The sequence below is a fragment of the Thalassospira profundimaris genome, assembly GCF_003326675.1.
GTDB lineage: Bacteria > Pseudomonadota > Alphaproteobacteria > Rhodospirillales > Thalassospiraceae > Thalassospira > Thalassospira aquimaris.
In genome coordinates, this window is the sequence record NZ_JPWF01000004.1 from 116,593 (window position 1) to 139,558 (window position 22,966).

General features: G+C 56.0%; 28 protein-coding genes. 5 read left to right on the forward strand and 23 right to left on the reverse strand.

What is annotated here, in order from left to right; genetic code table 11:
* Nucleotide 1: 1 nt before the first annotated feature.
* The 4 genes from TH19_RS07120 to terL form a co-directional block, all read right to left on the reverse strand.
* Nucleotides 2-478 (reverse strand): cell wall hydrolase, encoded by a 477-nt coding sequence (locus TH19_RS07120; protein WP_114101656.1) that lies wholly within the window; start codon nt 476-478, stop codon nt 2-4.
* Nucleotides 471-785 carry a hypothetical protein gene (locus tag TH19_RS07125; protein ID WP_114101657.1) on the reverse strand — a complete coding sequence of 105 codons (315 nt, stop codon included), beginning with the start codon at nt 783-785 and terminating at the stop codon, nt 471-473. Before TH19_RS07125 ends, TH19_RS07120 begins: the two co-directional genes overlap by 8 nt.
* A 209-nt stretch (nt 786-994) precedes the next feature.
* Nucleotides 995-1,300 carry a hypothetical protein gene (locus tag TH19_RS07130; RefSeq protein WP_114101658.1) on the reverse strand — a complete coding sequence of 102 codons (306 nt, stop codon included), beginning with the start codon at nt 1,298-1,300 and terminating at the stop codon, nt 995-997.
* 292 nt (nt 1,301-1,592) lie between these two features.
* Entirely contained in the window at nt 1,593-3,095 is a 1,503-nt protein-coding gene (gene terL, locus TH19_RS07135; RefSeq protein ID WP_114101659.1) for a phage terminase large subunit, read from the reverse strand.
* Between the two features lie 223 nt (nt 3,096-3,318).
* Between terL and fic the strand changes: the two genes are divergently transcribed.
* The gene (gene fic, locus TH19_RS07140; RefSeq protein ID WP_114101660.1) at nt 3,319-4,425 is read left to right on the forward strand and encodes a protein adenylyltransferase Fic; all 1,107 of its coding nucleotides are present in this window, start codon (nt 3,319-3,321) and stop codon (nt 4,423-4,425) included.
* A gap of 20 nt (nt 4,426-4,445) precedes the next feature.
* On the opposite strand, the gene TH19_RS07145 is transcribed toward fic, so the two are convergent.
* The 3 genes from TH19_RS07145 to TH19_RS07155 form a co-directional block, all read right to left on the reverse strand.
* Nucleotides 4,446-4,760 (reverse strand): hypothetical protein, encoded by a 315-nt coding sequence (locus tag TH19_RS07145; RefSeq protein ID WP_114101661.1) that lies wholly within the window; start codon nt 4,758-4,760, stop codon nt 4,446-4,448.
* A gap of 35 nt (nt 4,761-4,795) precedes the next feature.
* The gene (locus tag TH19_RS07150) at nt 4,796-5,893 is read right to left on the reverse strand and encodes a phage head spike fiber domain-containing protein (RefSeq protein ID WP_114101662.1); all 1,098 of its coding nucleotides are present in this window, start codon (nt 5,891-5,893) and stop codon (nt 4,796-4,798) included.
* A gap of 171 nt (nt 5,894-6,064) precedes the next feature.
* Nucleotides 6,065-6,478 (reverse strand): SDR family oxidoreductase, encoded by a 414-nt coding sequence (locus TH19_RS07155; protein WP_114101663.1) that lies wholly within the window; start codon nt 6,476-6,478, stop codon nt 6,065-6,067.
* 139 nt (nt 6,479-6,617) lie between these two features.
* Here TH19_RS07155 and TH19_RS07160 point away from each other — a divergent pair, with 139 nt between their 5' ends.
* Nucleotides 6,618-7,178, forward strand: a complete 561-nt coding sequence (locus tag TH19_RS07160; RefSeq protein ID WP_114101664.1) for a TetR/AcrR family transcriptional regulator — start codon at nt 6,618-6,620, stop codon at nt 7,176-7,178.
* On the opposite strand, the gene TH19_RS07165 is transcribed toward TH19_RS07160, so the two are convergent.
* From TH19_RS07165 to TH19_RS07180, 4 genes are read right to left on the reverse strand one after another with little or no spacing between them, the layout of a single operon-like run.
* On the reverse strand, nt 7,175-8,587 hold the full coding sequence (locus TH19_RS07165) for a hypothetical protein (RefSeq protein WP_114101665.1): 1,413 nt from the start codon (nt 8,585-8,587) through the stop codon (nt 7,175-7,177). The genes TH19_RS07160 and TH19_RS07165 overlap by 4 nt on opposite strands.
* A gap of 4 nt (nt 8,588-8,591) precedes the next feature.
* Nucleotides 8,592-9,041: a hypothetical protein gene (locus TH19_RS07170; protein ID WP_114101666.1), complete on the reverse strand. Its 450-nt coding sequence runs from the start codon at nt 9,039-9,041 to the stop codon at nt 8,592-8,594.
* The gene (locus tag TH19_RS07175; protein WP_114101667.1) at nt 9,041-10,963 is read right to left on the reverse strand and encodes a phage tail protein; all 1,923 of its coding nucleotides are present in this window, start codon (nt 10,961-10,963) and stop codon (nt 9,041-9,043) included. The genes TH19_RS07170 and TH19_RS07175 overlap by 1 nt, the downstream gene beginning before the upstream one ends.
* 45 nt (nt 10,964-11,008) lie before the next feature.
* Nucleotides 11,009-11,587 (reverse strand): phage connector family protein, encoded by a 579-nt coding sequence (locus TH19_RS07180; RefSeq protein WP_114101668.1) that lies wholly within the window; start codon nt 11,585-11,587, stop codon nt 11,009-11,011.
* 134 nt (nt 11,588-11,721) lie between these two features.
* Here TH19_RS07180 and TH19_RS07185 point away from each other — a divergent pair, with 134 nt between their 5' ends.
* Nucleotides 11,722-13,293: a tetratricopeptide repeat protein gene (locus TH19_RS07185; RefSeq protein ID WP_181846344.1), complete on the forward strand. Its 1,572-nt coding sequence runs from the start codon at nt 11,722-11,724 to the stop codon at nt 13,291-13,293.
* 47 nt (nt 13,294-13,340) lie between these two features.
* Here the strand turns inward: TH19_RS07185 and TH19_RS07190 are convergent, their stop codons facing one another.
* From TH19_RS07190 to TH19_RS07210, 5 genes are all read right to left on the reverse strand, one after another.
* Nucleotides 13,341-13,907 (reverse strand): phage tail protein, encoded by a 567-nt coding sequence (locus TH19_RS07190; protein WP_220151697.1) that lies wholly within the window; start codon nt 13,905-13,907, stop codon nt 13,341-13,343.
* A 74-nt stretch (nt 13,908-13,981) separates the two neighbouring features.
* On the reverse strand, nt 13,982-14,596 hold the full coding sequence (locus tag TH19_RS07195) for a tail fiber protein (protein WP_114101670.1): 615 nt from the start codon (nt 14,594-14,596) through the stop codon (nt 13,982-13,984).
* 95 nt (nt 14,597-14,691) lie between these two features.
* Entirely contained in the window at nt 14,692-15,225 is a 534-nt protein-coding gene (locus TH19_RS07200) for a phage tail protein (RefSeq protein ID WP_258547855.1), read from the reverse strand.
* A gap of 86 nt (nt 15,226-15,311) precedes the next feature.
* On the reverse strand, nt 15,312-15,587 hold the full coding sequence (locus TH19_RS07205) for a hypothetical protein (RefSeq protein ID WP_114101672.1): 276 nt from the start codon (nt 15,585-15,587) through the stop codon (nt 15,312-15,314).
* A 61-nt stretch (nt 15,588-15,648) separates the two neighbouring features.
* Nucleotides 15,649-16,464: a phage capsid protein gene (locus tag TH19_RS07210; RefSeq protein ID WP_114101673.1), complete on the reverse strand. Its 816-nt coding sequence runs from the start codon at nt 16,462-16,464 to the stop codon at nt 15,649-15,651.
* Nucleotides 16,465-16,677: 213 nt separating this feature from the next.
* Between TH19_RS07210 and TH19_RS23020 the strand changes: the two genes are divergently transcribed.
* Nucleotides 16,678-16,812 (forward strand): hypothetical protein, encoded by a 135-nt coding sequence (locus TH19_RS23020; RefSeq protein ID WP_258547856.1) that lies wholly within the window; start codon nt 16,678-16,680, stop codon nt 16,810-16,812.
* A 131-nt stretch (nt 16,813-16,943) separates the two neighbouring features.
* Here TH19_RS23020 and TH19_RS07215 read toward each other — a convergent pair whose 3' ends face one another.
* The 7 genes from TH19_RS07215 to TH19_RS07245 form a co-directional block, all read right to left on the reverse strand.
* Entirely contained in the window at nt 16,944-17,747 is an 804-nt protein-coding gene (locus TH19_RS07215) for a hypothetical protein (RefSeq protein ID WP_114101674.1), read from the reverse strand.
* A 112-nt stretch (nt 17,748-17,859) separates the two neighbouring features.
* Nucleotides 17,860-18,552, reverse strand: a complete 693-nt coding sequence (locus TH19_RS07220) for a capsid assembly protein (RefSeq protein WP_114101675.1) — start codon at nt 18,550-18,552, stop codon at nt 17,860-17,862.
* Nucleotides 18,545-18,808 (reverse strand): Bbp19 family protein, encoded by a 264-nt coding sequence (locus TH19_RS07225; RefSeq protein ID WP_114101676.1) that lies wholly within the window; start codon nt 18,806-18,808, stop codon nt 18,545-18,547. The genes TH19_RS07220 and TH19_RS07225 overlap by 8 nt, the downstream gene beginning before the upstream one ends.
* Nucleotides 18,805-20,349 carry a portal protein gene (locus TH19_RS07230; protein ID WP_114101677.1) on the reverse strand — a complete coding sequence of 515 codons (1,545 nt, stop codon included), beginning with the start codon at nt 20,347-20,349 and terminating at the stop codon, nt 18,805-18,807. The genes TH19_RS07225 and TH19_RS07230 overlap by 4 nt, the downstream gene beginning before the upstream one ends.
* A 2-nt stretch (nt 20,350-20,351) precedes the next feature.
* Nucleotides 20,352-20,597, reverse strand: a complete 246-nt coding sequence (locus TH19_RS07235) for a hypothetical protein (RefSeq protein WP_114101862.1) — start codon at nt 20,595-20,597, stop codon at nt 20,352-20,354.
* Nucleotides 20,598-20,742: 145 nt separating this feature from the next.
* Complete coding sequence (locus tag TH19_RS07240; protein ID WP_114101678.1) at nt 20,743-21,303, reverse strand: hypothetical protein; 561 nt, start codon at nt 21,301-21,303, stop codon at nt 20,743-20,745.
* Nucleotides 21,291-21,731, reverse strand: coding sequence for a hypothetical protein (locus TH19_RS07245; RefSeq protein WP_114101679.1), 441 nt, complete (start codon nt 21,729-21,731; stop codon nt 21,291-21,293). Before TH19_RS07245 ends, TH19_RS07240 begins: the two co-directional genes overlap by 13 nt.
* 547 nt (nt 21,732-22,278) lie before the next feature.
* On the opposite strand from TH19_RS07245, the gene TH19_RS07250 reads away from it, so the two are divergent.
* Complete coding sequence (locus tag TH19_RS07250; protein ID WP_114101680.1) at nt 22,279-22,920, forward strand: PEBP family protein; 642 nt, start codon at nt 22,279-22,281, stop codon at nt 22,918-22,920.
* The last annotated feature ends 46 nt before the right edge of the window (nt 22,921-22,966 follow it).

Consider the following 22,966-nt stretch of genomic DNA (forward strand, 5'->3'; position numbering starts at 1 on the left):
CCTACCCGATATTCTTGTAAAAAACATGATGTCCGATCTCGGCAACCGGCACCTGCCCGCGTGCCCAATAGGGATCAACCGCATGGGTGTGGTAATGGGTGGCACCGTCGGTTTGATCGCGAAGCTCGCCCGTCACCGCCCGCTTGGCGATGCGCTTGCACAGGCGATATGCCGGGTCACGCGGATTGATCGCGAGCAACTTCTTGCGATTGGGATCATCGGCGTTCCAGCAGGAAAACTGCCCCGGTTTCAGGCATACCGATTTGATGTCATTGCCCCACCAGTACCGCCCGCGTTTTCGGGCAAAGGCCACACGGTTAAGGATCACCGATGCCACCGCCTCGATCCCGGCAAGGTCTTCGCCGCGCGCCTCGCCATAGAGGGTACGGGCAAGGATTTCGGCCTCTGGTAATGTCTCTGGCAAAGTCTCTGGCAAGGTTTCAGGTTCGGCAATCGGGCGGGTCATAAGATCAGTCATGGGCCAGTTCCTTTTTATGCGGGCTGTCAAGTTTGGCCTCGATCCGAAGCAAATGCCCGGTCAGGCGTTTTTCAATGTCCTTGAGATACGGGATCGAGACATAGTTGCGCGCGACATCAAGTTTGAAGTCGGCAAGGTCGGATCGCAGATCACCGGCTTCCTGATCATGGCGAATGCGCTGATCCTCGATCCGCGAAAGCAGTTCGGAGCGCATCCGCCAATGCAGCCAGAACAGGCTGGCGACCACCGGGATTTCGACCGCCGTGATCCACCAGATCACATCAACAGGCTGACTTGGATCGGTCATCGGGGCCTCGGCTTGGTTACAGGCAAAGAAAAACCCGCAAACCGGGATGGCTTGCGGGTCAGTTCAAGGAGGTCATCACAACCAGGGCACCTGCCCCGGCTTTGATGATCGGCATAAAACTCTGATGGCATCAGGTGGCGCGCAAATCAGTCTGCGCGCGGCACTCCGTGCCGGTGACCAAGGCTCAGGAGGCACGAATTTCGTGTCTGCTAGGCGGCTGGTCCCTTGATCTTTTCTTCAAGATCCTGCCAGGCTTCGCCAGATGCGACAAGGCAACTGGGGCCGGATGGGTAAGTGAAAAGGATCGTCCAGGTTTGCCCGTCGGGTGCCTTAAGCACCTCGATCACGCCACCGTTCGAGGTAACGCCAACGGCAACCGGTTCTTCGGAATATTTGGCGCTCAGGCTGTCGATAACCTTGCTGCGGTCACCGCAGACCGGAGAAGCCGAGGCTTCCGGGATTGTCACTGCAACGGCACCTGCCATTACAGCCATCAAGCTTAGTGTTCTCCACATGGTCAGGCCTCCTGACAGTCAGGTGCGCCCGAAGGGGCGTCTTGTTGTCCTGGACTGCGAAATTGATCAACAAATCGATCTGGCCGTTTCCCGGTAATGAACCCGTTTTTTCGTCGGCTTAAACCGCCCTTTAGTATAGGTTAAAAATCACACGACTATTCTTTCATATAATAAACGTAGGCACGAAACCTGAAAATTCCATGAATATTTCATAATTATGATACATCCACCCCCTAACTACTTGGCATTGTGAGAAAAGTTTTTTCTCGCGCCGGGGTTTTCGGCCTGTCTTTCACGGATTAAATCGGTTCTCGGCCCGAAAAACACCCGTATTTCCCCGCCAGCCGGCCCGGTAAAGCGGCATATCCACCCGTGGCAACCGGACCGGTTCGGCAAGGATACATCCCGCCACCGCATCAAGCCCGTCATCATGCCCCCCGCCATTTGGCTGCCATTCCCGCAATTGCCGCAAAAACGGGGTTTTGACGACCAGTGACCCGACATGAAGCAACCCTGCCCCCATCACCGCGCCAAAGGCATCTTCAATCCGGGTGGCCTTGTTGGTGGCTTCATAATGTTCTACGACGCTTGCCGCCCATCCGATTGCTTTTAATTCACGCCGCAAGATATTGGGCAGGAACCGGCCAATGCCATTGGTTTCAACCCGGACCGACGGCAGGTGATTGCGCGCCATGAATTCCGCGACCTGTGCGCAAAGCTGACTTGCCTCATCGCGCCAGGGTGTTTCACCACCCGCCCCGCCAGCGGTCGGAGTACCTGCGTGCAACCATGCGATATCATGGAGCCAATATTCCCCCTGATCGCAGATATAAACGCACGCCACCACCGCCCCGTCGCCGCGAAGCCCGCCAAAACTTGGATCAAAATGACAGGCACTTGCGACCATGGTGCGTTCCCCGATGCCAAGCCGCATCCGGCCATTGCCATAGGTGATATCGGTTGCCTCGTCGTAATAGTGCAACCGTGCCGGATCAAACGGCCCGGCATTGGGCGCGACCAGTTCAAGCATCATCTGGCTTTTGAATTTATGCGCAGGTGTCCTTGCCCTGATCGCGGCAATCGCCTTGTCATCAAACCGTTCCGGCCAGTTTGATGTTCCATGCCTATTGACGATGGGCAGAACAAACCGTGAGAAATCATTTAAAAACGGCGCGACCTCGCCGGTTTCCGGGCGGACCTCATCGGCATAGATCGAATAATAGCTGTGCGGTGTGCCGACATAAAGCTGCGCCCCGCCGGGCGACAGGACATAGGCAATTTCGGATAACTTCTCGCGAAGCTCACTGCGTTTGTGGGCGGTATCGCTGTTTTTGGGGACCTCGACATCGTCGCATATCACGATATCGGCCCTTGATCCGGTGATATTGCCACCAATCCCAACCGCCTGAACCGACGGATCACGCAAAACCGCGTTTCGTGCCACCGTAAAACGCTCGCTCCCCCAATCGATCAGACGTTCGGGCACCAGACCAGCCATCAACGGATGACGTTCAACAATGCGTTTGACGTTGCGCACCATCTTCTTGGCCAGATCAAGATCAGCCGCCAGAACCAGAATGCGCAAATTGGCATCGCGATACAGCAACCAGGCACAAAACAGCCCGACAATCGTTGATTTCCCGGAATTACGAAACGCCATCAACAGCATTTCACGCCGCCCGGACCGCCAGCATTCTTCGAGCCAGTCCGCCATCCTGCGATGATGCCGCGGAAGGTTCAGCCCCAACATCTGATCCCAGATCCACACGAATTCGGCGAAACTTGCCCGCGCCATACTGCCCCCACCAACCACATTTCACCCAAGAATCAATTCAAACATGTCGAAATTTTCCAATAATATCGACATATACCGAATCACATGTTGACGGCATCGACATGAAGGTACTCCGCCCCCTTAACGTGTCGACATTTCCCAACAATATCGACACGTACTCTTGTCATGGTGATCTCTTCGACATAAGCTGCCTGCATGCAGCTTTCGCAGCAGGGAACAAAAAATGACTTGGCAGGCCGACATCCCATATAACGCGCTTCCGCTTTTACCGCCCGACATCGACCTTGTTGAAACACGTGCTGTTTTAAAGGCCTGCGCACCGGCGCGTGCTGCCCTTGCCGAGCTGAAACAGGCTGGTGAACTGCTTCCCAATCAGAATCTGTTGATCAATCTGGTCCCGCTTCTCGAAGCCAAGGACAGTTCCGAAATCGAAAACATTGTCACAACCACCGACAATCTTTTCCGCTTTGCCCAAGAAGAAACGGGGGCAGATCATGCCACCAAGGAAGCACTAAGATACCGCACAGCGCTGCATCAAGGTTTCCTGCGTCGCAAGACAATGCCGCTCAGCACCCGCACCGCGATTGAACTATGTTCGGAACTTAAAAACACCGAGATGGAAATCCGCCGTCTTCCGGGAACCGTGATCGGGAACCAAGCAACAGCAGAAGTCATTTACACGCCCCCGGCCGGAGAACGCACCATTCGCGATTTGCTTGGCAATTGGGAACAGTTTATCCACCAGACTGACGATCTCGATCCCCTTATCAAAATGGCGATCAGCCATTATCAGTTCGAAGCAATCCATCCGTTTCACGATGGAAATGGCCGGACAGGACGTATTTTAAATGTCCTGTTCCTCATCGATAAAAATCTGATCACTTTGCCAATCCTGTATCTCAGCAGATATATCGTCGCGCATAAGCAGACCTATTATAATTTGCTGCTGGAGGTCACCCGCACCGGTCAGTGGGAAAACTGGCTGCTCTTTATGTTAAAGGCTGTCGAAGAAACATCTATCTGGACCTGCCAGAAAATCGCGGGCATTCGCGAACTCATGGATCAAACGGGCGATCTTATCAGGAAAAACACGCCCAAGATTTACAGCTACGAACTGTTACAGGTTATATTTGAACAGCCATATTGCCGCATCGCCAATCTTGTCGACCAAGGCATTGCAAAACGGCAAACGGCGTCGGTTTATTTGAAACAGTTGTGCGAAATTGGCGTCCTGAACGAAATCAGCGCCGGCAAAGAAAAGCTGTTCATCAATCAAAGGCTGCTTGATCTGATGAAAGACGACAAGAACGTCACACCTGCATCGCCCTGACACAGACGCTGAATGCTCTCTCAAGCGTCCGATTTAAGTTTATGGCGGGCATCGGCTATCAGGCTTTCGACCGAACTGCTGCCTTCAACATCCTGATCATCGCCGTCTGAGGCATGACCCGCCCCCTCGCACGCCCAGCGCAGCAATTTGATCAGGCTTTCAAGATGTCCAAGGGCTGCTTTGCAGGCCCCTTGATGGGCGGAAAACTCCTTGGCGTCCATGATCCCGGCGGCATCCGTTGCAAGGCGCTGATAGGCATCGCGTGCCAGTGCGATATCATCGGGAAGCTCGGACAAAAGTCGGGTGCGAAGCACCGCAATTGGATCGGTCTTCACAAGACACCTCATGGGGTTATTTTTGAAAAATCTGCTTACACCACCGAAAGTTCGGACAGTCGCCCATCCGAAAGCCGTACCGGCCAATAGGCAAGATTGCGCAAGTAACCGTTCATATGCTTGTCCGATCCGCCATATGATCCCAGTACGATATTAGAAAAATTGCGCGGCATGGCAAAGCCCGGCGGGGATGTCAAAACGCTGCCGCCAAGGGCCACGGCAATCCCGTCATCCTCCCATGCCAGCGCAATGCGATGACGGGTATCTGGTAAAAGCCCGCCATAAAGCGACTGGGTAATGATCGGAACGCCATCCCTGCGCAAGGATATGCGCAACTGACCGGCATCGCTGTCATAGCCAAGATCAAGATGATCGTCATTCAGGCTGCTGGCATAAAGCTGCACGATCCGCCAGATGCCCGCCCATGCCGGTGCGGTATGCAGATCAAACACCAATGTCCCCGCCCCTTGCGCAAACCAGTCACCGGGATCAAGCGTTACATCATCGGCGGCCCGCGATGCCGGGATGCCGTTGCTGATGATGTCCGATGTCGGTGCAGGTCCGGCTTCAAGCTGCGCATTCCAGATCAGGATCGAGGCCGGAAGTCCCGAAATCGCTGTACTGATTTTCGGATAGCGCGTCGTGCCCGACGCCGGTTCGGCAATCCAGACCCGTTTCCAGTTTTCATCAAGGGCAATTCCGTTGGTCGATGGCCCATTGATCCCGCCAAGGGTGATGTTTGCACTGCCCGATACTGTGCGCATCCAGATGGCAAAACTGTATGTTTCACCGCTGATCAGTGACCCGACATTCTGATACACCCCGTCCGCCCCGCCCGGCAGGTCAAGTTGCATGGCATTCAGACTGCCATCCGGGGCGGCAACCGCACTTGGCGCAACACTCACACCGCTGTTCTTTTCCCAAAGCACGTTGGAAAAATCACGGGAATAGCGCAGCAAGTTGGTTGCCGCCCCCTCGATCAAAAGGCCAAGACGACGCCCCGGCACATCATGATCATAACCCGGCTGATCATTGCCAAGGGTCTCGATCAATCCGCTTTCGCCACGGATCAGTTTGGCCGAAGCACACGACACCTGCATGCAGGCCGCAAGGGGCTGATAGCGCAATCCCATTGGATGCATCTCCTTGATTTCACTGTCAGATGGTCAGGCAATTGAAAAAGCCCCCATCAGATTGACGGGGGCCTTTGTCGATATCGTCGCCTTAATGTTCAGTTCGGAAATGTTCAGTCAAAAAACTGCACATCAATGTCAGGGGCAAGACCGGCAAGGAAAGAGTTCGGATCAAGGATCATACCGGGGGCAAAAACCCCGCCCGGCCCGGTTCGGTCCAGGATGTCCAGACAGGCATTCACCACCAAGGGCGCGGTAACCGCATAGATATCCTGACCGCTTGCCATCGCACGCAAGATACGGCACCCTGGCGCGCAATGCGGCCTTGATCGCCGGTTTTGCACTATCAAGAAACGGGCCGGCGCAATTGATGACGGCATGCGCACCGCGCATCAAGCCATCCAGTCCCGCCGCATCCGAGAAATCCAGCGTTTCACAAAAACGATCCCTTCCCAAGAGATCGGTAAAGCGTCCTGTGCGCGTTGCGGCCCGTGCGGTCAGCCCCTTGCGTTCCAGAAGATCAATAACAAAGCGGCCGGTATGTCCGCCCGCGCCCAAAACCGTGATGATTTTATTGGTCTGCATCTTGCCTTTCCCATTCGATACTGATCGGTAGCGTTTTAATGAATTGACACCGATCGGTAGCGTTGTCAATTATTGTTTTTGACAACGGATCGAACGGGCGGGCACAAATCCCGCCAACCCGGCACATGGAAAAGGTCAGATGCGCAAGAATTCTGGATATGGTCGCGCCCTGCAAACCGCCTCGGAGCTGTTTTATGCCCAAGGTGCCCGTGCCGTCGGCATGGAGCTGATTGTTGAAAAATCCGGCGTCGCCAAAACCACGATCTATCGTCATTTCCCGACCAAGGACGTCCTGATCGAAGCTTTTCTCGATAAGGAAGATGATGAATTCTGGTCTCAATGGAATGAAATCACTGGCGACTGCGAACCCGGCATAAGCCAGCTTGATGCACTATGTGACTGGATCGCCCAGCGCGTATCGCGTGACACCTATCGCGGCTGTCCGCAAATCAATATTGCCGCCGAATTTGCCGATCCCGAACATCCCGCCCGCCTTGTCGCACGCCGCCACAAGGCGGAAATGCATCGCCGTCTCACCGATATTTGCAGCACCATGCCCATCAAGGACCCCGACGGAACAGCGATGCAAATATCCCTTTTGTTTGACGGCGCATTCATGAGCGACGGGCGCCTTGCAACACGCGATGCCAAATCCCTGCTGCGCGATGCTGTTCACCGGATATGTGCGGTCGCGTCCTAACCACCAATCCGGTGCAGATGCCACCAGGTCAAAAGATCACTGGCCCCGATATTGCGGGTAACATCATCACTATGCAGCACCCGGACCCGCAATCCGGTTGCGGGCGTCGCTCCAATCCGGGCCACACCATTAAGCCGCAAGGTATGATTGGCACCGTTCCCGGTCGCGGTAATATCATTGGATTGCAAATGGGTGGCCCAGGCCGTGCCATTGAACCGTTCGACATAAAGCGTGGTCATCACCGCCTCATAGGTCACCGGAAAACTGACCCCGATATCAATGTGATAATATCCCGGTGCCAAACCCGTCACCCCGTATTCGGCCCCGTCATAAAGACCGTGGCTGTCCTCGACCACCTGATCCCATTCAATCAGGAAGGCCCCGCCAGCCGGGATACTTTGGGGTGCTGTGCGCAGCAATTTGATGATCGGGCCGCTTTCGCGCACCGGACAGGCAAACCACCGTCCGCCATGCGTGCCATCGCAAACAATATCGACCATATCGCCCCGGATCGGCAGGGGATAAACCCCGCTTTCCGCCCCGCCATTGACCGGATGAATGACATCGCCACTGGCCGTCGCAATATCGACCATCGTACCATCGCCATTAAACACCCGATAGCACACACCATTACGCGCAACCGACGCCGCGGGCAGCGTCAATCTTGCCCCGCTTGACAGGCGCACAAGCGATCCCGTTTCACGGATATCCATGATCCGGTTTACGGGCACATCCATCACCGGACGGCGGCGTTCATCCTCCCACAAAAGCGCATTGCCACTGCGAAAATCCAGATCAAGCATCGGCCCGGCATCGGCTTTGACAAAGGATTGCAGGGCATTTTGCGATCGCGTATCGGCGGCTTCGGCCCGGTTGGCTGCGGATTGGGCAAGGGTGGCGTTGGTTTCGGCCTTGGCAATTTCCGCCCCGCTTGGCCCGTTGGCAAGACCATCCCCCACATCATTCCAGATCAGCGTGCGACCGGCCGCAATCACCGGAAGCTTTGCCGATGCCTGATCGCGGTCACCTTCATCAAGGCGCAAGGTGCCCGCAAACGCCCGGTCGATATCGCCAATGGCTGCCGTCACAAAATCAAGATCACGATCAATTGCATCACCGCGCGGCACAGACATCGCGTCATAGGAACTCAGTCGCCGTAACCGCAAGGATCGCGTGATCATCACGCTAACACCCGGTGCTGGCGGAATTTCGAATGTGACGACACCGCCTGCGCCCTCGTCCGTCTGGCCCAGCGCGATGTGAAATCCGGTTTCAATCTCCTCCCCGTCGTGCAAGACCCGGATATCGCCCGGATCAAACACCGCAAAATCAAAGGCAAACTGATCACGTGCGCCATCACCGACAAAGGCGCGTGATGCACTGATCTGATTGGTAAAAACGGTTCCCATATTTCTATCCCCCCAAACCGTCACGTCGCGCAAACCAGGCACTTAGCCGTGCGGTCGTGTCATCCTGCACCCCCCGCAAAAGCGACTTTTCGCGCCAACTGGCATTGGCGTTGATCTGATTACGCTTGCGCAGCGCCTCGCGCGCGTCTGCCGCCTGTTCCTCGCGCGCGGATTTCTCATAGCCCGCCAGAACCGCACTGGCCGAACCGGCCCCGCCCGCCATCAGACCCGCTGCCCCTTGGCGTGCGCGCAAAGTTGCCTGTCTTCGACGAAGTGCCTCTTCGCGGTCGGCATCCTGTTGTTTTTGCCGTGCCTCGATATCGGCCAGATCGGCCTTGCGATTGGCATCAAGCAGATCAATCCGGCTTTGCGCACTGGCCTGATTTGCCTGAATTTTCTGTCCGGTCTGCATGACCGATAACGCCATCGGCACGATTGATGTAAATCCACCCATCAGTCATTCACCCCCATTTCCGATGCACATCCCAGCAATAAAAAAGGCCGGGGAAAATCCCCGGCAATCCGCCATAGCCCGTCCTTGATTGTCCCCCCGCTGCCCCGCCGCCAGCCAAGACTTCGAAGCGTCACATCACCGCTATAAAGTCCATCCGGGTCATCGCCCGAAACCGGAAGGGCAACATCACGCATCCCGCGCCCGGTATCGACGCGCAACTGCCCGCTTTGGGCCAGACGCAATGTTAACGATATTAATCGCACTGCGTTGCCCCCGTGCGGGCGACTGCCATCCGATGCAGCAGGCGGCAGGGCAAAGATTTCATGCCCAAAGGGCAAACCAACAGCCAGTTCCGATACCGGCCCGACGTCACCGGGCACGGTCACCGTCCCGCCTGCAACCGGCAAATCCGGGATCAGAATACCATCGCCCCATCCATTGACCGTCAGATCATCCAATGCATCAAGTCTGCCCCAATAACGGCGGGGTTCTTCGCCCGCGCCAATCGATTGGCTGACTTGCAGATCAAACCCGCATTCCTCGTCAAAAACGGCAAGGTAATAGGTTTCATCCCGCCGTAAACTGACATAGACATCCCCGCCCGATACCGCGACCGATGTGACCGCACATCCCGCAATATTCTGTGCCGACCAGGCGGTAATCGCCTCGGACCGATACAATGTCAGTGTGGCAAGCGATCCATCCCCCATCACCACATGCAACAATCGACGATTGGCATCAAAGGCCTGATCAATTGGCCGATCCACCAGATGGCGCGACAGCAATGCCAGATCGGCCGAACCATAGGCCTGCTCGACATCGGTAAACAGGAATTCGCGGATTTCGCGGCCACTGCGCCCGGCAAAGATCGTCGCCCCGTCAATATTGACCAGCGGCACGGTGCGATGACTTTGACTGCCGATCCTTGTCTGGCGCGTGACCTGGATATTGGCCGGTGTTAATGGATCACCCGTCACCATCCATTCCGATCCGCTGGTAAAAACCTGAAGATGGCGACCGGCGAAAATCCCGGTAATCGCATTGACCTGATCGGCCAGAAGCGCGAATTCAATCGCCTCGTCATCAAGCCCCTCGCCCAGTTCAAAATTAAACAGATCACCCGAATGCGACATCCAAAGCCGGTTGGGCAAATCACGCGATCCGCCGATCACCATGCGGTCCTGATGGAATGTCACGCTGCGCGGCCAGCCCCGCACGTCTGAAAAGGCCTGCTCAGCGAAATCAACCGTGGCATTGACGTTGGGCAGGCTGCCTTTAAGCGTCATGGTCGCAGTTTGCGGACCTGATACAGCAATGACTGCGCCCTCGACCCCGGCAATCCGCCACAGCGTTCCGACATGTCCGTCCACAAACAGATCATGACTTGCCGTGACCGTAATCGTGCCGCTGGTGCCCGATGGTGTCAGGGTGCCGGCCGGATCGATGAATTTATAGAATGGCTGCCCGGTATCAAGGTTGGTTGAACGCCACCCCCACGATGTCACCTGCCATTCACCATTTGCCGATCGGGTAATACGCACCGGCGGGATGTCGGGATGCACGACAAGAAGCGTATCGGCACTTTGCGTCCAGTTCAAAAGATCATGATGTTCGACCCCGAACGGGGTTTCAAATCCAAGCGTATTGACCCCGTCTTCAAACAGCTCGGCCTTTTTATCGCCAAAAGCGATCAGGTATGTCTGTTCGGTATTGAACTCGAACTGAACCAAACGTACCGGCCCGCCCAGTTCACCAATCAGGCGCGTGCCGGGACGGCGCCGCACCCCGCCGGACGGTTCGATAAACACATTGCGCAGCCGGGCCGCCCCGTTGGCATAGGCATTCAAATCCGACCGGCCCCACAATTCCGGTGCCAGCTCCCCGGTCGAAAAGGTATTTTTCTCAAGAACCCTGCGGGCCATGGGAACCTCCGATCAATATAGGGTCAATGTTGGGGCAATGCTGGCTTAATGTCTGGCCGATATCAGCGAAAAATCATCAATCGCATGCGGGGTGGATTGCTGGGCATCGGCAAGGCGGGCCTGGCGAAACTGGTCTTCGGATCGCTTGAACAGATATTCGGCGCGCGTGCTGCTTTCGGTCAGCGGCAAACAGAACTCGGCCGCCAGCCGCGCAATCAGGGCAAGATCAAACCAGGGCGGAAAGCTGCCCTCGGGCAGGCGGGCGACATATCCCAGATATGCCGTTTCCGCCGAACACATTACCGCCCGGTCGCGCAGTTCAAACCGGCTGATTTTGCCGCCATCATTTTCAAGTGACAGCAACCGGATGAAATCGCGTGGCAGGGCAAAAAGGGCTGCGCCATCCTTCGGATCGCGTTCGTCATCGGCCAAAGATAGCCGCGCAAGCCAGACCCCGCGCGCCGCAAACCGCCAAGGATAGCTTGCCAGCATCCCGTCGCGGATTGTCGGATACAGCAATTTGGCAATTTCGGCCTCGGCACTGTCTTCATCAAAGGATGAAACCGGACTGGCACCGATCATCACCATGGCGCGCGCACAAAGCGCTATGTCACTGAGTGCCATGTCATTTCCCCTTTTATATCCGCTTAATTTCAGTTGCCGTTCCGGTTGATTTATTGTCAAAATCCGATCAACCGGTCACCAAAGGTGATCAAAGCCAACGGCCCGCAAGAATGGCCGCCCTTGTTGGAGCACGCATGTCCAGATCCCCGATTGCAGCGATGATTTCGGCTGTATTGATTGCGGCCGCTTTGCCGGTGGCCGTTGCGCAGGCCGATGAAACGCTTGATGCCCTGCGGCGCGATGCCTATGCCGGCGATGCCATGTCACAGCGCCTTTATGCGATCATGTTGTCCTATTACTACGCCGAGGATGACGACGAGATCGACGAATACGAGGCCGAAAAAATCGTCCGCTGGTTTGAATGCGCGGCCCTTCAGGGCGACGAAATTGCCATCGAGCATATGCAAAATGTGCCGTTCAATTTCGATATCAGCGAAACCGGCGAATGCGAATATACCGGTGCCGGTTACACCGCCGACGATCCGAAACCCGATCCCCTGGCGCCGCCTGCAACACCTGACACCGATCGGATCGTCAAAGAACATGCAGACATTTGGGACGCCGCGTCGGATGGCTATCCCGATGCGCAATTCAAACTGGGCGAACATTTCGAGCCGTCCCTGTTTGATCCGGGCAACATGAACCTGGCTGAAATCTGGTATAATTGCGCCGCCCGGCAAGGCTATCAAAAGGCGATTGATCGCCTGAAAGACGACCCGATCCTGACCCTTTATCCCGCGTCAAAACCGTGCCCCTTCACCGACAAGATGCGCGATGAAAATGGCAATCTGTATTTCCAGTCGCCAATCGAGCAGGCTGACGCCAGCCATACAAACCCGGCTGACACCAGCGGGAACAGCACGGTAACCGCACCACAATCCGCACCAACCCCGGCCCTCGAAACAGCAACGGCAACGGCTACCAACACGACCTCGGAGGTCGAAGAAATCTATGGTGCGGCCCATGATGCCTTTTACGGAACCGACCGCGATCAAAGTTACGAAGATGCCCTGACCTTTGCGCGCAAGGCCGCCGATCTGGGCCATGCCGGGGCAATCAACTTGTTAGGTGTGATTTATCATAACGGCCTTGGCGTCCCCCAAGACCTTACCGAAGCCGCCTATCATTTCCGGCGCGCCGCCGAACTTGGCGAAGTTGTTGCAATGACCAATATCGCCGATTGCTATTTGCATGGCACGGGCGTTGAGGTCAGCCTGCCAAAGGCGGTTGAATGGTATGAAAAGGCCGCCGTCGGCGGAAATGCCGGGGCGCAATATAACCTTGCCGCGATCTATCAATCCGGGGGTGGTGACATCAAAGCCGATCCGGTACTTGCCCGTCACTGGATGGGGCTTGCCGCCCAAAACGGCGATCCCGATGCCCCCTATTATTACGGCAACTTCCTTGAATATGGCATTGGCGGCCCCGAAGATCCTGCCGCGGCGGTTCCCTGGTATCAAAGGGCCGTCGAACTGGGCAGTATTGATGGCTATGCCGCGATGGGCCGCATGCATTATTACGGCGAACATGCCCCCGAGGACCTCGAACGCGCATGGCTTTACCTTGCCATCGCCGAAGATGGCGGCCATCCCGACGCCCGCGAATGGCGCGAAACCATCGAACCCTATGTCTCGTTCGAAGAACGCAGCCGCGCGATTGTCGAACTGACCAAATATCGCGCGCAAAAAGCCGAAACCGCGAACTGAAACGAGACCCGGAAAACCGGGCCCCGTCCATCAGATCACACCAGCATTCAGGCCTTGATGATGTAATTCATCACCAGGAACGGCTGCATGTTGTTATGCGGCTGATCACCGCCTTCAACAATGCCGTTCTGGCTCGATGATGAACCGGCATTGTTACCAGATTGGCCAACCGCCGCATCGATGTGCCCGGCATGAGCAGGCATTTCTTCAACGGTCAACTGATGGGTTTCGGAACCATCGGCAATACCAATCACACGATCACTCAGACCAGCCCCCTGGCCTGCACCAATCGGGCTGCGACCACGCAGGTCCGGCAGTTTGAAGCTGCCCGGCGCTTCGCCCACGCCATAGATGGTCCCGATAGCGGTGAACAGATCGGCAAATTCGCTCGCCAAAAGCTCTGCCCCGTCACAGATCAGAAACCCTTCCGGTGCGACCGCCCCGGCAAACGGCAGAACCGTTGCGACCGGAACATCACTGCCCGACGCACCGCCACCACCAAACAACGCCTGAAGCGCTTGCAAAAGCTGCGTATCGTCCATGCGATCCGGCACAATATCCGCAGCCAGAACAACATTGAGAACTTCACTTTCAACCGGATTTACACACTGCATTCGCATTCTCCATCAGCAAACAAAAACCCCGGAAAGCACCGCCTGCCGGGGGAAGAAATCGTCAAAGATAACAGTTACGCAGCAGCACCGAGCGACGGATAAAATGCCTTGATGGCATAGGTCATCGCAACGTTGCGCGGACGGGTTTCGGTGCCGCCGTAGTTGTCTGTCACTGAATTGGCAATCGACTGATCAATCGGTTCGTCGCCAGCGACAATATAGCCATCATTTCCCTCGTCTTGGGCTGCTAGCTGGTTCACAAATCCGTGGAAATGGCTCTTTATCTCATCGGTCTGCACCGAACCAAACACACGACCAGAATCCACACCGCGACCATCGTCAAAGCCACGGATGAATTCACCGCGCAGATCAGGAAGGTTAAAGGTCGAAACTTCGTCGCCTGCACCCCAAACTGTGCCGATAGTGGCAAACAGATCGGCATATTCGGTACGCGAGATGGCCGAACCATCGCATACCAGCCAGCCTTCCGGCGCCGTCGGCATCGCGAAGACCGAAACCGACCCGATTTCGCTGCCGATGATAACGGTGTTACCACCGCCATTACCGCCACCGGAAATCAGAGTATTGATCGCCTGAAGCAACTGGGTTTTGTCATCGCAATCTGGCCAGATGCCTGCACCCTGAATGACGTTGAGGATTTCACATTCGACCGGGCTATTACCCTGCATGGGCAGTCTCCTTGGTTGGGAAAAGAAAAACCCCGACCAAAGATCTGGATCGGGGTAGATTCTGACAATGACAAACGTAGTTTCTTGTTTCTCGATCAGCCTGCCAGATGAGAAGCTTTGATGGCGAACACAACGGCAATGTTACGTGGTCGTGTCTCGGAACCACCCTCGCTGGACGTCAGACCTTGATATGCAATGGCGTGGCCTTCGGCGTCAGTTGTACTGGTTGCTGCACCCGGTAGATCTTCAGTGGAACCGCCGTAAACAAAAAGGTTCAAGGCATCTTCCGCAATTCCGTTTTTGTGGTCATGCGCTGAGAATTCATCACCTTGTGAGGTCCCAAGGACACGGCCAGCATCTACACCACGCTCAAGATCAAGACCACGAACGAACTCGCCACGAAGATCTGGCAAGTTGAAGGTAGACGTACCATCGCCGGTTCCCCAGACAGTGCCAATAGCAGCGAACAAGTCGCTGTATTCAATCCGTGAAACTTCCGAACCATCGCAAACCAAATAACCACTTGGGACTATTTGCGAAGCGAAGGCATGGATAGATGCAATCGGCACCAAAAAATTGGCTAACTGCTGAATATCAATTTCTGCGCAAACTGTTGTTTTCGAACTCATCTGAAATCCTGTAGCACGAGGAAAAGAAAACCCCGGCAGCATTGCCACCGGGGTCGAGGTTGAGGGAGCAGGAAGAAGAAACTCGATCAGTCGGTATTGGACGTGCCAATCGCTGTCATGTCCCGCACGTCAACGCCCGCCGCGCCGGAACTTGCGACCACGAACAGGCCACCGGACATGGTGGCGTCGCGGTTGGTATTGGCGATGATGAAATCACCGACGCGCAGCATGTCGCGTGCATCGGCAAAATAGCCCGATGTATCAACATCGGCTGCGACATCCGGGGTGATGTAATGCCAAAGCGTAAAACCGTTGGCATAGGCCAGAACACTGAGGTTTCTGGCTTTGAAACCTTCTGCCATTCAGGGGCTCCTGTGATTTTCAATGTTAGGAAAAGTTAAGGTTGCTAACGCACCTGACGACCTATTCCTGCGCCTGCAAGCAAGTCACACCATCGCCATCAATCAGGGTGGCACCCTGGCTCATCGAGTTATTGACGAAATGCGCCGCGTGATCACCATGCCAGGTAATGTCGGACTGCACTTCCGAGCCGATGGCATGACCAATGGCCGTGCGGTGATACCAGAAGCAGGATCGGATACCGCTTGCCACCGGAAGGCCGGAATGGGGCATCCAAAGGGTGCCAAGCCAACGCTTGGCCTGCGTTCCCTTCCAGGGAAGATCATCGTCACCGATGTAATCGGCATTGGAAAATTCCGGAATCTGAAGCAGTTCCGCCCACTGTTTCCAGCCGACAATGCCGTAACGCTGTCCGTCATCGGGGACATCACGTTCGCCAAGTCCTTCAAACGCCATCATCACCTTTTCAAGGGTCATGCCCTCGGCATTGACCGGAACAACATCATCGGTCTGCACCAGCGCATTGATGATCAGCTCGTCGGTTTTTCGGCCCAGTGCATAGGCCCCGGCATTGGCCAGAACCATCTTTTCATCATGGTTGATTTTAAGTTCATCAAGCGCATCAACCCAGTCCCCGGCATAGTAATCACGCAGATCACAGCGCACCGCTTCGTGATCAACATTCATGACCGGCACTTTGCCGTGGCGGGCCTTGGTGGTTGCCGTGCCCTTGCCTACTTTCTGGAATACGGTGGTCGCCCCCTTGACCGCGTTTTTGACCCGCACCGTATTGCGCAGTTTGGACCCCATACGCTGATAGGCCTGATGCACGTCGGCCTGAAAATGATCAATGAAACTTTGATCGATGGTATCGCTCATAGTCAGTCGCCCCCTTGGTTCAAATGGCATGACAAGACACCCTCCGCGACCAATCGCAGCATTGCCACAATTGCCCGCAAACTGGTCATCTTCCGGTCATGGTTGGGTGATTAAAGTCTGTGGTCCCACTTCGGGATACGAGCCGGTTTTGCCCCCGGCCTGTTGCACCCGACGGGCTTTGCCCGTGCTTTATTCCAGGTAGGAGTGACAGCCTTGCGAAAGACAGCCCTGCTTTTATTCACGATGATCGGGCTTGGTGTGGCGGCCTATTTCGTTCTGCCCCTGACACCGATCCCCGATTACGTGAAGTCTGTCATTGACCGCGCATCAATGATGTTTGGTCAATAAGGGTCCTTTGCCTGACTGCTGATCTAATTCCGATCCACTCCAATTCCCGCCAAAAACAAACGCGACCGACACCCTTCACGGCATCGGTCGCGTTTTATGTTTCACGGCACCCGGGGATAGCCCCCGATATTTTATGCGATCAGGCTGTCTTGCCCCAGATCAAGCGGCTTGCCATCGGCGGTCACCGCGACCTCCCCGCTTTTCGAGAATGTCAGGGCAATCTGCGACGCGGCCCGGTTCTGATCAAACAGATGCATATATTTGGCGACAATCGCGTCTGACTCTGCCTGTGTCTGAGCCTGTGCGACTTCGTCCAGATAGGGTTTCAGTTTCTGGATTTCGGCAAACTGGCTCGACATACCGTTGAGATCGCGCAAGGCGCGCTCCATCCCCGGATTATCCGCAAGGGCCTGTTTCAATTCATCGCCATAGGGATAACCGGACGGCAACACCATCTGGCCATGATCATCAAAACGGATTGTATCCGGCGCCTCGGGGATGCCATTTTGCGCCAGAAACTGCGTAAACTTGTCCGAAACAAAACTGCCAAGGGCACTGATATCCTCGGCATTGGGCATCCGAAGCGGTGCCATATTCTTCAAATCACCGCTCTGTGACGGGCTGTAATCGTTGGAATAATATTCTTCCAGACCTGGCGCATTGGCAAATGGAATGCCTGCCCGTCCATTTGCGCCCGATGCATCATCCCCGCTGGCCGCCTGTGATGCTTCTTGTGCGCGAAGCAATGCGGCCTTTGTTGGCGCATCGGTCATGCCAAACCCGCCGGCCGAGACCCGCACGGTCTGAAGGGCGGATTTATCCGCAACAGTTTGCACCTGCGCGGTCAGTTCCGGTGAAACCGCCGCCCCTTGTGCCGGTTGTGTGCGTGATGCAGAAAATATGCTGCCCACGGCCGAGTTGAGAGCCCCGATCATCGCATCCTCCAAGATTGTTTTTCGTTCCAAAAAACAATGCAAGTTTCGGACCATCCAATGATTGCCACCGGACCATGCATTACACGCAAAAAATGTAATGCAAGAACTGCGATTATTGCCGCGATAAACGGGCAAAATCTGCCTGTACCTCGGCAATGATGTCCGGGTCACGGTCCCGCCAATAGCGCGGATCATTCATCTTGCGCCGGATATCGGATCGCACATTTTCCGGTCCCGAACCACCATCGCCCCCGGCCAATCGGGCTTCGTCACCACCTGCCATCAAACGATGCAATGTCCTGACCCCGTCTGCGGTCTGGCACATTATGTCAAAGGCAGCTTCGGGAAGGTTGGCACGACCCCATTTTTCAATCCTCGGTGCCAGTTCTTTCCAGTTCCGCGCACCGCCAAACTCGTTCACAAGCGTCGCCCGGTCCGATGCACGTTGTGCCGCCTGATTAAGATCGGCCATCATCGGTTCCAGGATTTCACCGGCCAGATCATAGACAAGTTGCGCCTGTGCATTGCTGAACCCGGCATCATGCAAACGCCGGTTCAAATCCGGGTCCACCGCCCCCAACGCATCATTGACCGAGATATCGTAATCCTCGGCACGGGCCGGGATATCGGGCGTATCGGGCATATCGGGCATATCGGCGGGTGCATCCCCATCCGTCGTCAAGAACCCGGCCTTGACCGAAACCTGTTCTGCCCCCGGAGCATCTTCCTGACCCTGCGCGGCTTCGGGAACTTCCGACACAGCATCCGGCTCCAGCCCTTCAATATCCTTGATTGCTTCAGTCATTTTCCGGCTCCGCTTCAGGTTTTAACGTCGCAAGTCGTTTGATATGCAGGACCAAGGCCCGCTGTCCTTCACGCATCCAGATCGCATTCGATCCCGCATCCGGGCCAAGGGCGGTTTGCAGGAAATGGCGTTCAAGATCACCCAGCACCATCTGCCCGGCATGGCTTGCAAAGCAGGCCTGCCAATGATCTTTACGGGTATCTGGCGCCTGCCCGTCTTGCGGATCGAACCAGTCCCAGCCATGGGTGATGCTCATACCAGTTCCTCCGCGACAATTGCTGGCAGGGCCGGCTTCAAAAGATGGTCGGGCACGCCAAACTGATCGGCCAGCCAGCGCACCATGAGGGGCAAGTCCACCTCGCCCAGCGCATCCGGGCCAAGGGTTGCGATCCGTGATAACCAGTCAAGGGCCTGGCCCGCCTGCACGCGCCTTGGCAATTGCGCTAAGGGGGCTGAATGGCGCAGAACCACCACATCGCCATCAATCGGAATGTCGGGAAGTTCGCCGGTTTGGGTCAGGATATACAGCGCCCGGCGGATCAACGGATAAAGCAGTTCCGCCTGTAACCGGCCATAGGTCGCCCCCAAAAGCCGCGCATTTTCCGAGGCTCGTTCAAGCACCTCGGTCGCGGTCATGCCCGGTTGATCCACCTGCCCCAACCGATCCGCCAAAAGACAACGGCGAATACGATCGCGCAGGTCTGACAACACAAGATCGGACACATCAAACCGGCCCGGCGCATCAAGCGGCTTAAGCCCCGCAGACCCCACCGCCTTGGGGATGATGCTGCCCGGGATCAACCGAATGGTGGCCGGGTTCAGTACCCCGTCATCATCGGCCTGCCAGATGCCGGTCACCGCGATGGAGGCATTTTTAAGCACCAACTCCACCACCTTGTTGGCGGTCTTGATATCAGGAAGCGCCTTCATCACCGGCGATCTGCCATAAATCTCGCCCGGTGCCTTCATCCAGCGAAAGGCGATATAGGGGGACACATCAAACTTCCCGCGATAGATCAGATCGCCTTGTGATGTGCTGCCATCCTCGTGAAAAACGCAAATGTCATAGCCGCGTTGCCCGTTTGCGACCGGAATAACCGCCTCGACCACCGCAAAACGTTTTTGGCTATTTTCGCCATCCTGCGCGACCTCACGTTCGGGAACATTCCCGACATCGGGCCAGTTTGCCCTGATTTCATCGCGGGTCAGCGACAGTTTGCGAAACACCGCATCCATCTTGCCATCGGACCGTTCTTCAAAGGCCAGATCACGCAAGGGAACAGCGGCAAACCGAAAGGCCGACGGGCTTTGCAGATCGGCCTTTTCAAGGCGCAGACACGCCGTTCCGGCCGTCACCAGATCAAGAAAAGCCTGATGCATTTCGACGGCAAAGTTTGATCGGTCAAAATGCCCCTGAAGAATACGCACCGCCCGCCCCAATTGCCCGGTCAGAACCTGGCGATCATCGCCCGGAACATTGCCGCCCGGTTCAAGATCAAACCACCCGCCGGCCGGCGGGGTGATTTCGGCCATCAAACTTGCGGCAAGTTGTTCGACCGCATCGGGCGCGGTTGCATCAAACACCCGGTCAAGGCGCTTGCCACCATTTGTCTGCTCGGCCGCGCCATTGCGTTGCGGCAGGGCAAATTCATAACATTCCTGCCAATGGGATAACCAGTTGCGCCGTCTGCTGACCGCCTTTTGAAACCGCGCGCGCAAGGTACCGATTGCCATATCGCCCGCCTTGCCATCACGCTGATCTGCCGTGGCGGGCGTTTGTTTCACTGCCTTTGCCATCCCTATTCCCCCAACAGGTTTTTACCGCCGCCAAGGCCACTGATCCGGTCATTTAAAAGCCCGCGATAGCTTGTCGCGATCAGGCTGGCCCGACCATAACGCCTGCGTTCGAGTGCCTCGGCGCGGGCATCGCTTGCGGCCAAGGCGGCACCGATCTCCGTATCCTCATCACCCGTGCTTGCGGTCGCGGCCTGCGCCCCCGGATTGCTGGCAAGGATCGGCTTTGGCGTTGAAAACAAACTTCCCATCGACTTCCCCCGAAAATCCGGCTTCAAACGTCCGGCCCCGATATCGGGTGCCAAACGCCCAAACGAAAAAACCCGCAGGACCAGAAGTCCTGCGGGCGCAATTATCGCGTTGATTTGTCTTTAATAGCAGAACAAAAAGAACAAATCAAGAACATTTTTCAGAAAAATAAACGTGACGTCCTTCGGCGGCACCAAACTGGTCCGTCGAATCCGCACAGCAAAGATGCCGATAAAGCTGCCAGGGTGTGATGATCCAGAACCCGGAAATGCCCAGCAGCCGCTTGACCAGCTCGACACAGCTCATCGGCCCGAACCGAGCCCTGCGCGTCACCATTTGCGGGTAGTGGGCCCAAACGCAATGATGCCCGATCCCGCGATAATAGGCCGCCGGATCAAAGATCGGCGAATAGACCCAGCTTTCGCATTTCACCCGATGGCTTTGCGGATCAAGGCAAATCCATTCCCCGGCACGAAGCCCCGACACCAGGACAAAGCAATGGCGAAACCCGGGTTTAAGCCACCGCAAGGACCGCTTTTCCGGGGCATCGGCAAACACCACCAGAACCGATACTTCACGCTTTGATGTTGACTGACTTACCCATTGATCAAGGGCGTTTTGCGCGCATGGCGCTGTTTCCGGCACGGTATCTGCTACCGGACCAAAACCCGCATGACTGGCAACATTTTCAAAAATCAGATCCCGCATGGCGACAAATCCCCGCAAAGCTCCACCATCACCTCGTCATGATGGAAATCCTCATCGCGGCGGCGCGTCACGATGCCGCGTGTAATCAGCACATTTTCAAGTGCATCCATCGCCTGCTGCCACAGGCCATCCTTGCCCTTTTCACGCGGATCACGCGGATCGGGTTCGCGTTCCACCAGCCCGAAATATTCAAGAACGCGCAAATGCCGGTCATTCAGTGTTCCGGCCTGTTTCAAACGCATCACCGCGTTATAGACATCATCGGGATCGCACGGGCGGACAACCTCGCCGGCATCAGCCACCACACGCGCCCCTTCAATCCGCGCGGTCTGACAGCGCACGAACCAGAACCACGCCTGCCGGGCACTGGCAAAGGGCGTAATTTCACGCTCTGACAGGGGTTTGGGAAAAAGTCGTTGTTCGGTCACGTCGCCCTCCTGCTTGTTGGATTCTCATCGCAACGCCGACCATGCAATCCCGCGGGAACACAGCACCAACCATCATTTCACCCTGCCAAAAGGCCAAGACAGCCCCTTCGCACGCACATCAGTGCGCAACGTTGCGATCATGCTGGTTTGTGATTTCCCCAAAGACGGCCATGCCGCCCAATTCCGGCAACGGTTGAGACCCGTTGCACTTTCAAAGACCCGCCCGTCATCCGCTATCGGATGGGACAGCCCCTATTTCTGGATGCAGTTCCGGTGTTGATTTGCAAGCTATAATCCCTTTTTGTTCTCATTGTAAAGGATTAATTTCCTATACCACAAAATGAGCAATCCCGGTTCTCGTGCAAATCCTGCATTTAAATTAGCAACAAACCATTGAAAACAAACCGATACCCCAATGACCAACACGACCCGCCGCTTGCGCGAACGCGGCTTCACGCAATCCGCCTTACCCCCGCCAGCATTTTCACGAACGACGGATTTGTATGCTAGATTATGTAATGCATTCCAAAGGATCGGGATTTCCGCGATGAAACGCCTTGTCACTACCGTTGCTTTTCTGTGCTTTTCGGCGAGTCCGCTTGCGGCCGAAACATTCCGGGCCGATGTCTGGGCGGATAACTGGTTTGAAATGCGCATTAATGGCGTTCAGGTCGCAAAGGACAGTGTTCCCATCACGACCGAGCGATCCTTTAATGCCGAAAGCTTCGCGTTCGAGACTGAACGCCCCTTTGTGATCGGTCTGGTCGCCAAGGATTTCAAACAGGACGATACCGGGTTGGAATATATCGGTACCCGGCGTCAGCAAATGGGTGATGGCGGCGTGATTGTCCAGATCAGGGATGGTGCAGGCAAGACCGTCGCGGCAAGCAATGCGGATTGGCAATGCCGGGTCATTCACACCGCCCCGCTTGATAAATCCTGTGCCCGCGAACGCAATCCGGTTGCGGGTGTTGGTCCCTGCGGTTTCACAAGCACGCCCGAACCGGCGGGCTGGGATCAGGCCGGTTTTGATGCGTCTTCCTGGCCGCAAGCAGTTGAATATTCCGAGCGCGCCGTGCGTCCCAAGGACGGTTACGACAGGATAAGATGGGATGGAAATGCACGGCTGATCTGGGGACCGGATCTTGAACAAAGCAACACCATCCTGTGCCGCCTGACCGTTCAATGATCCGGGCATGAAAGCTGTGATGTCCTGACAGGCTGGTCCGGCACAG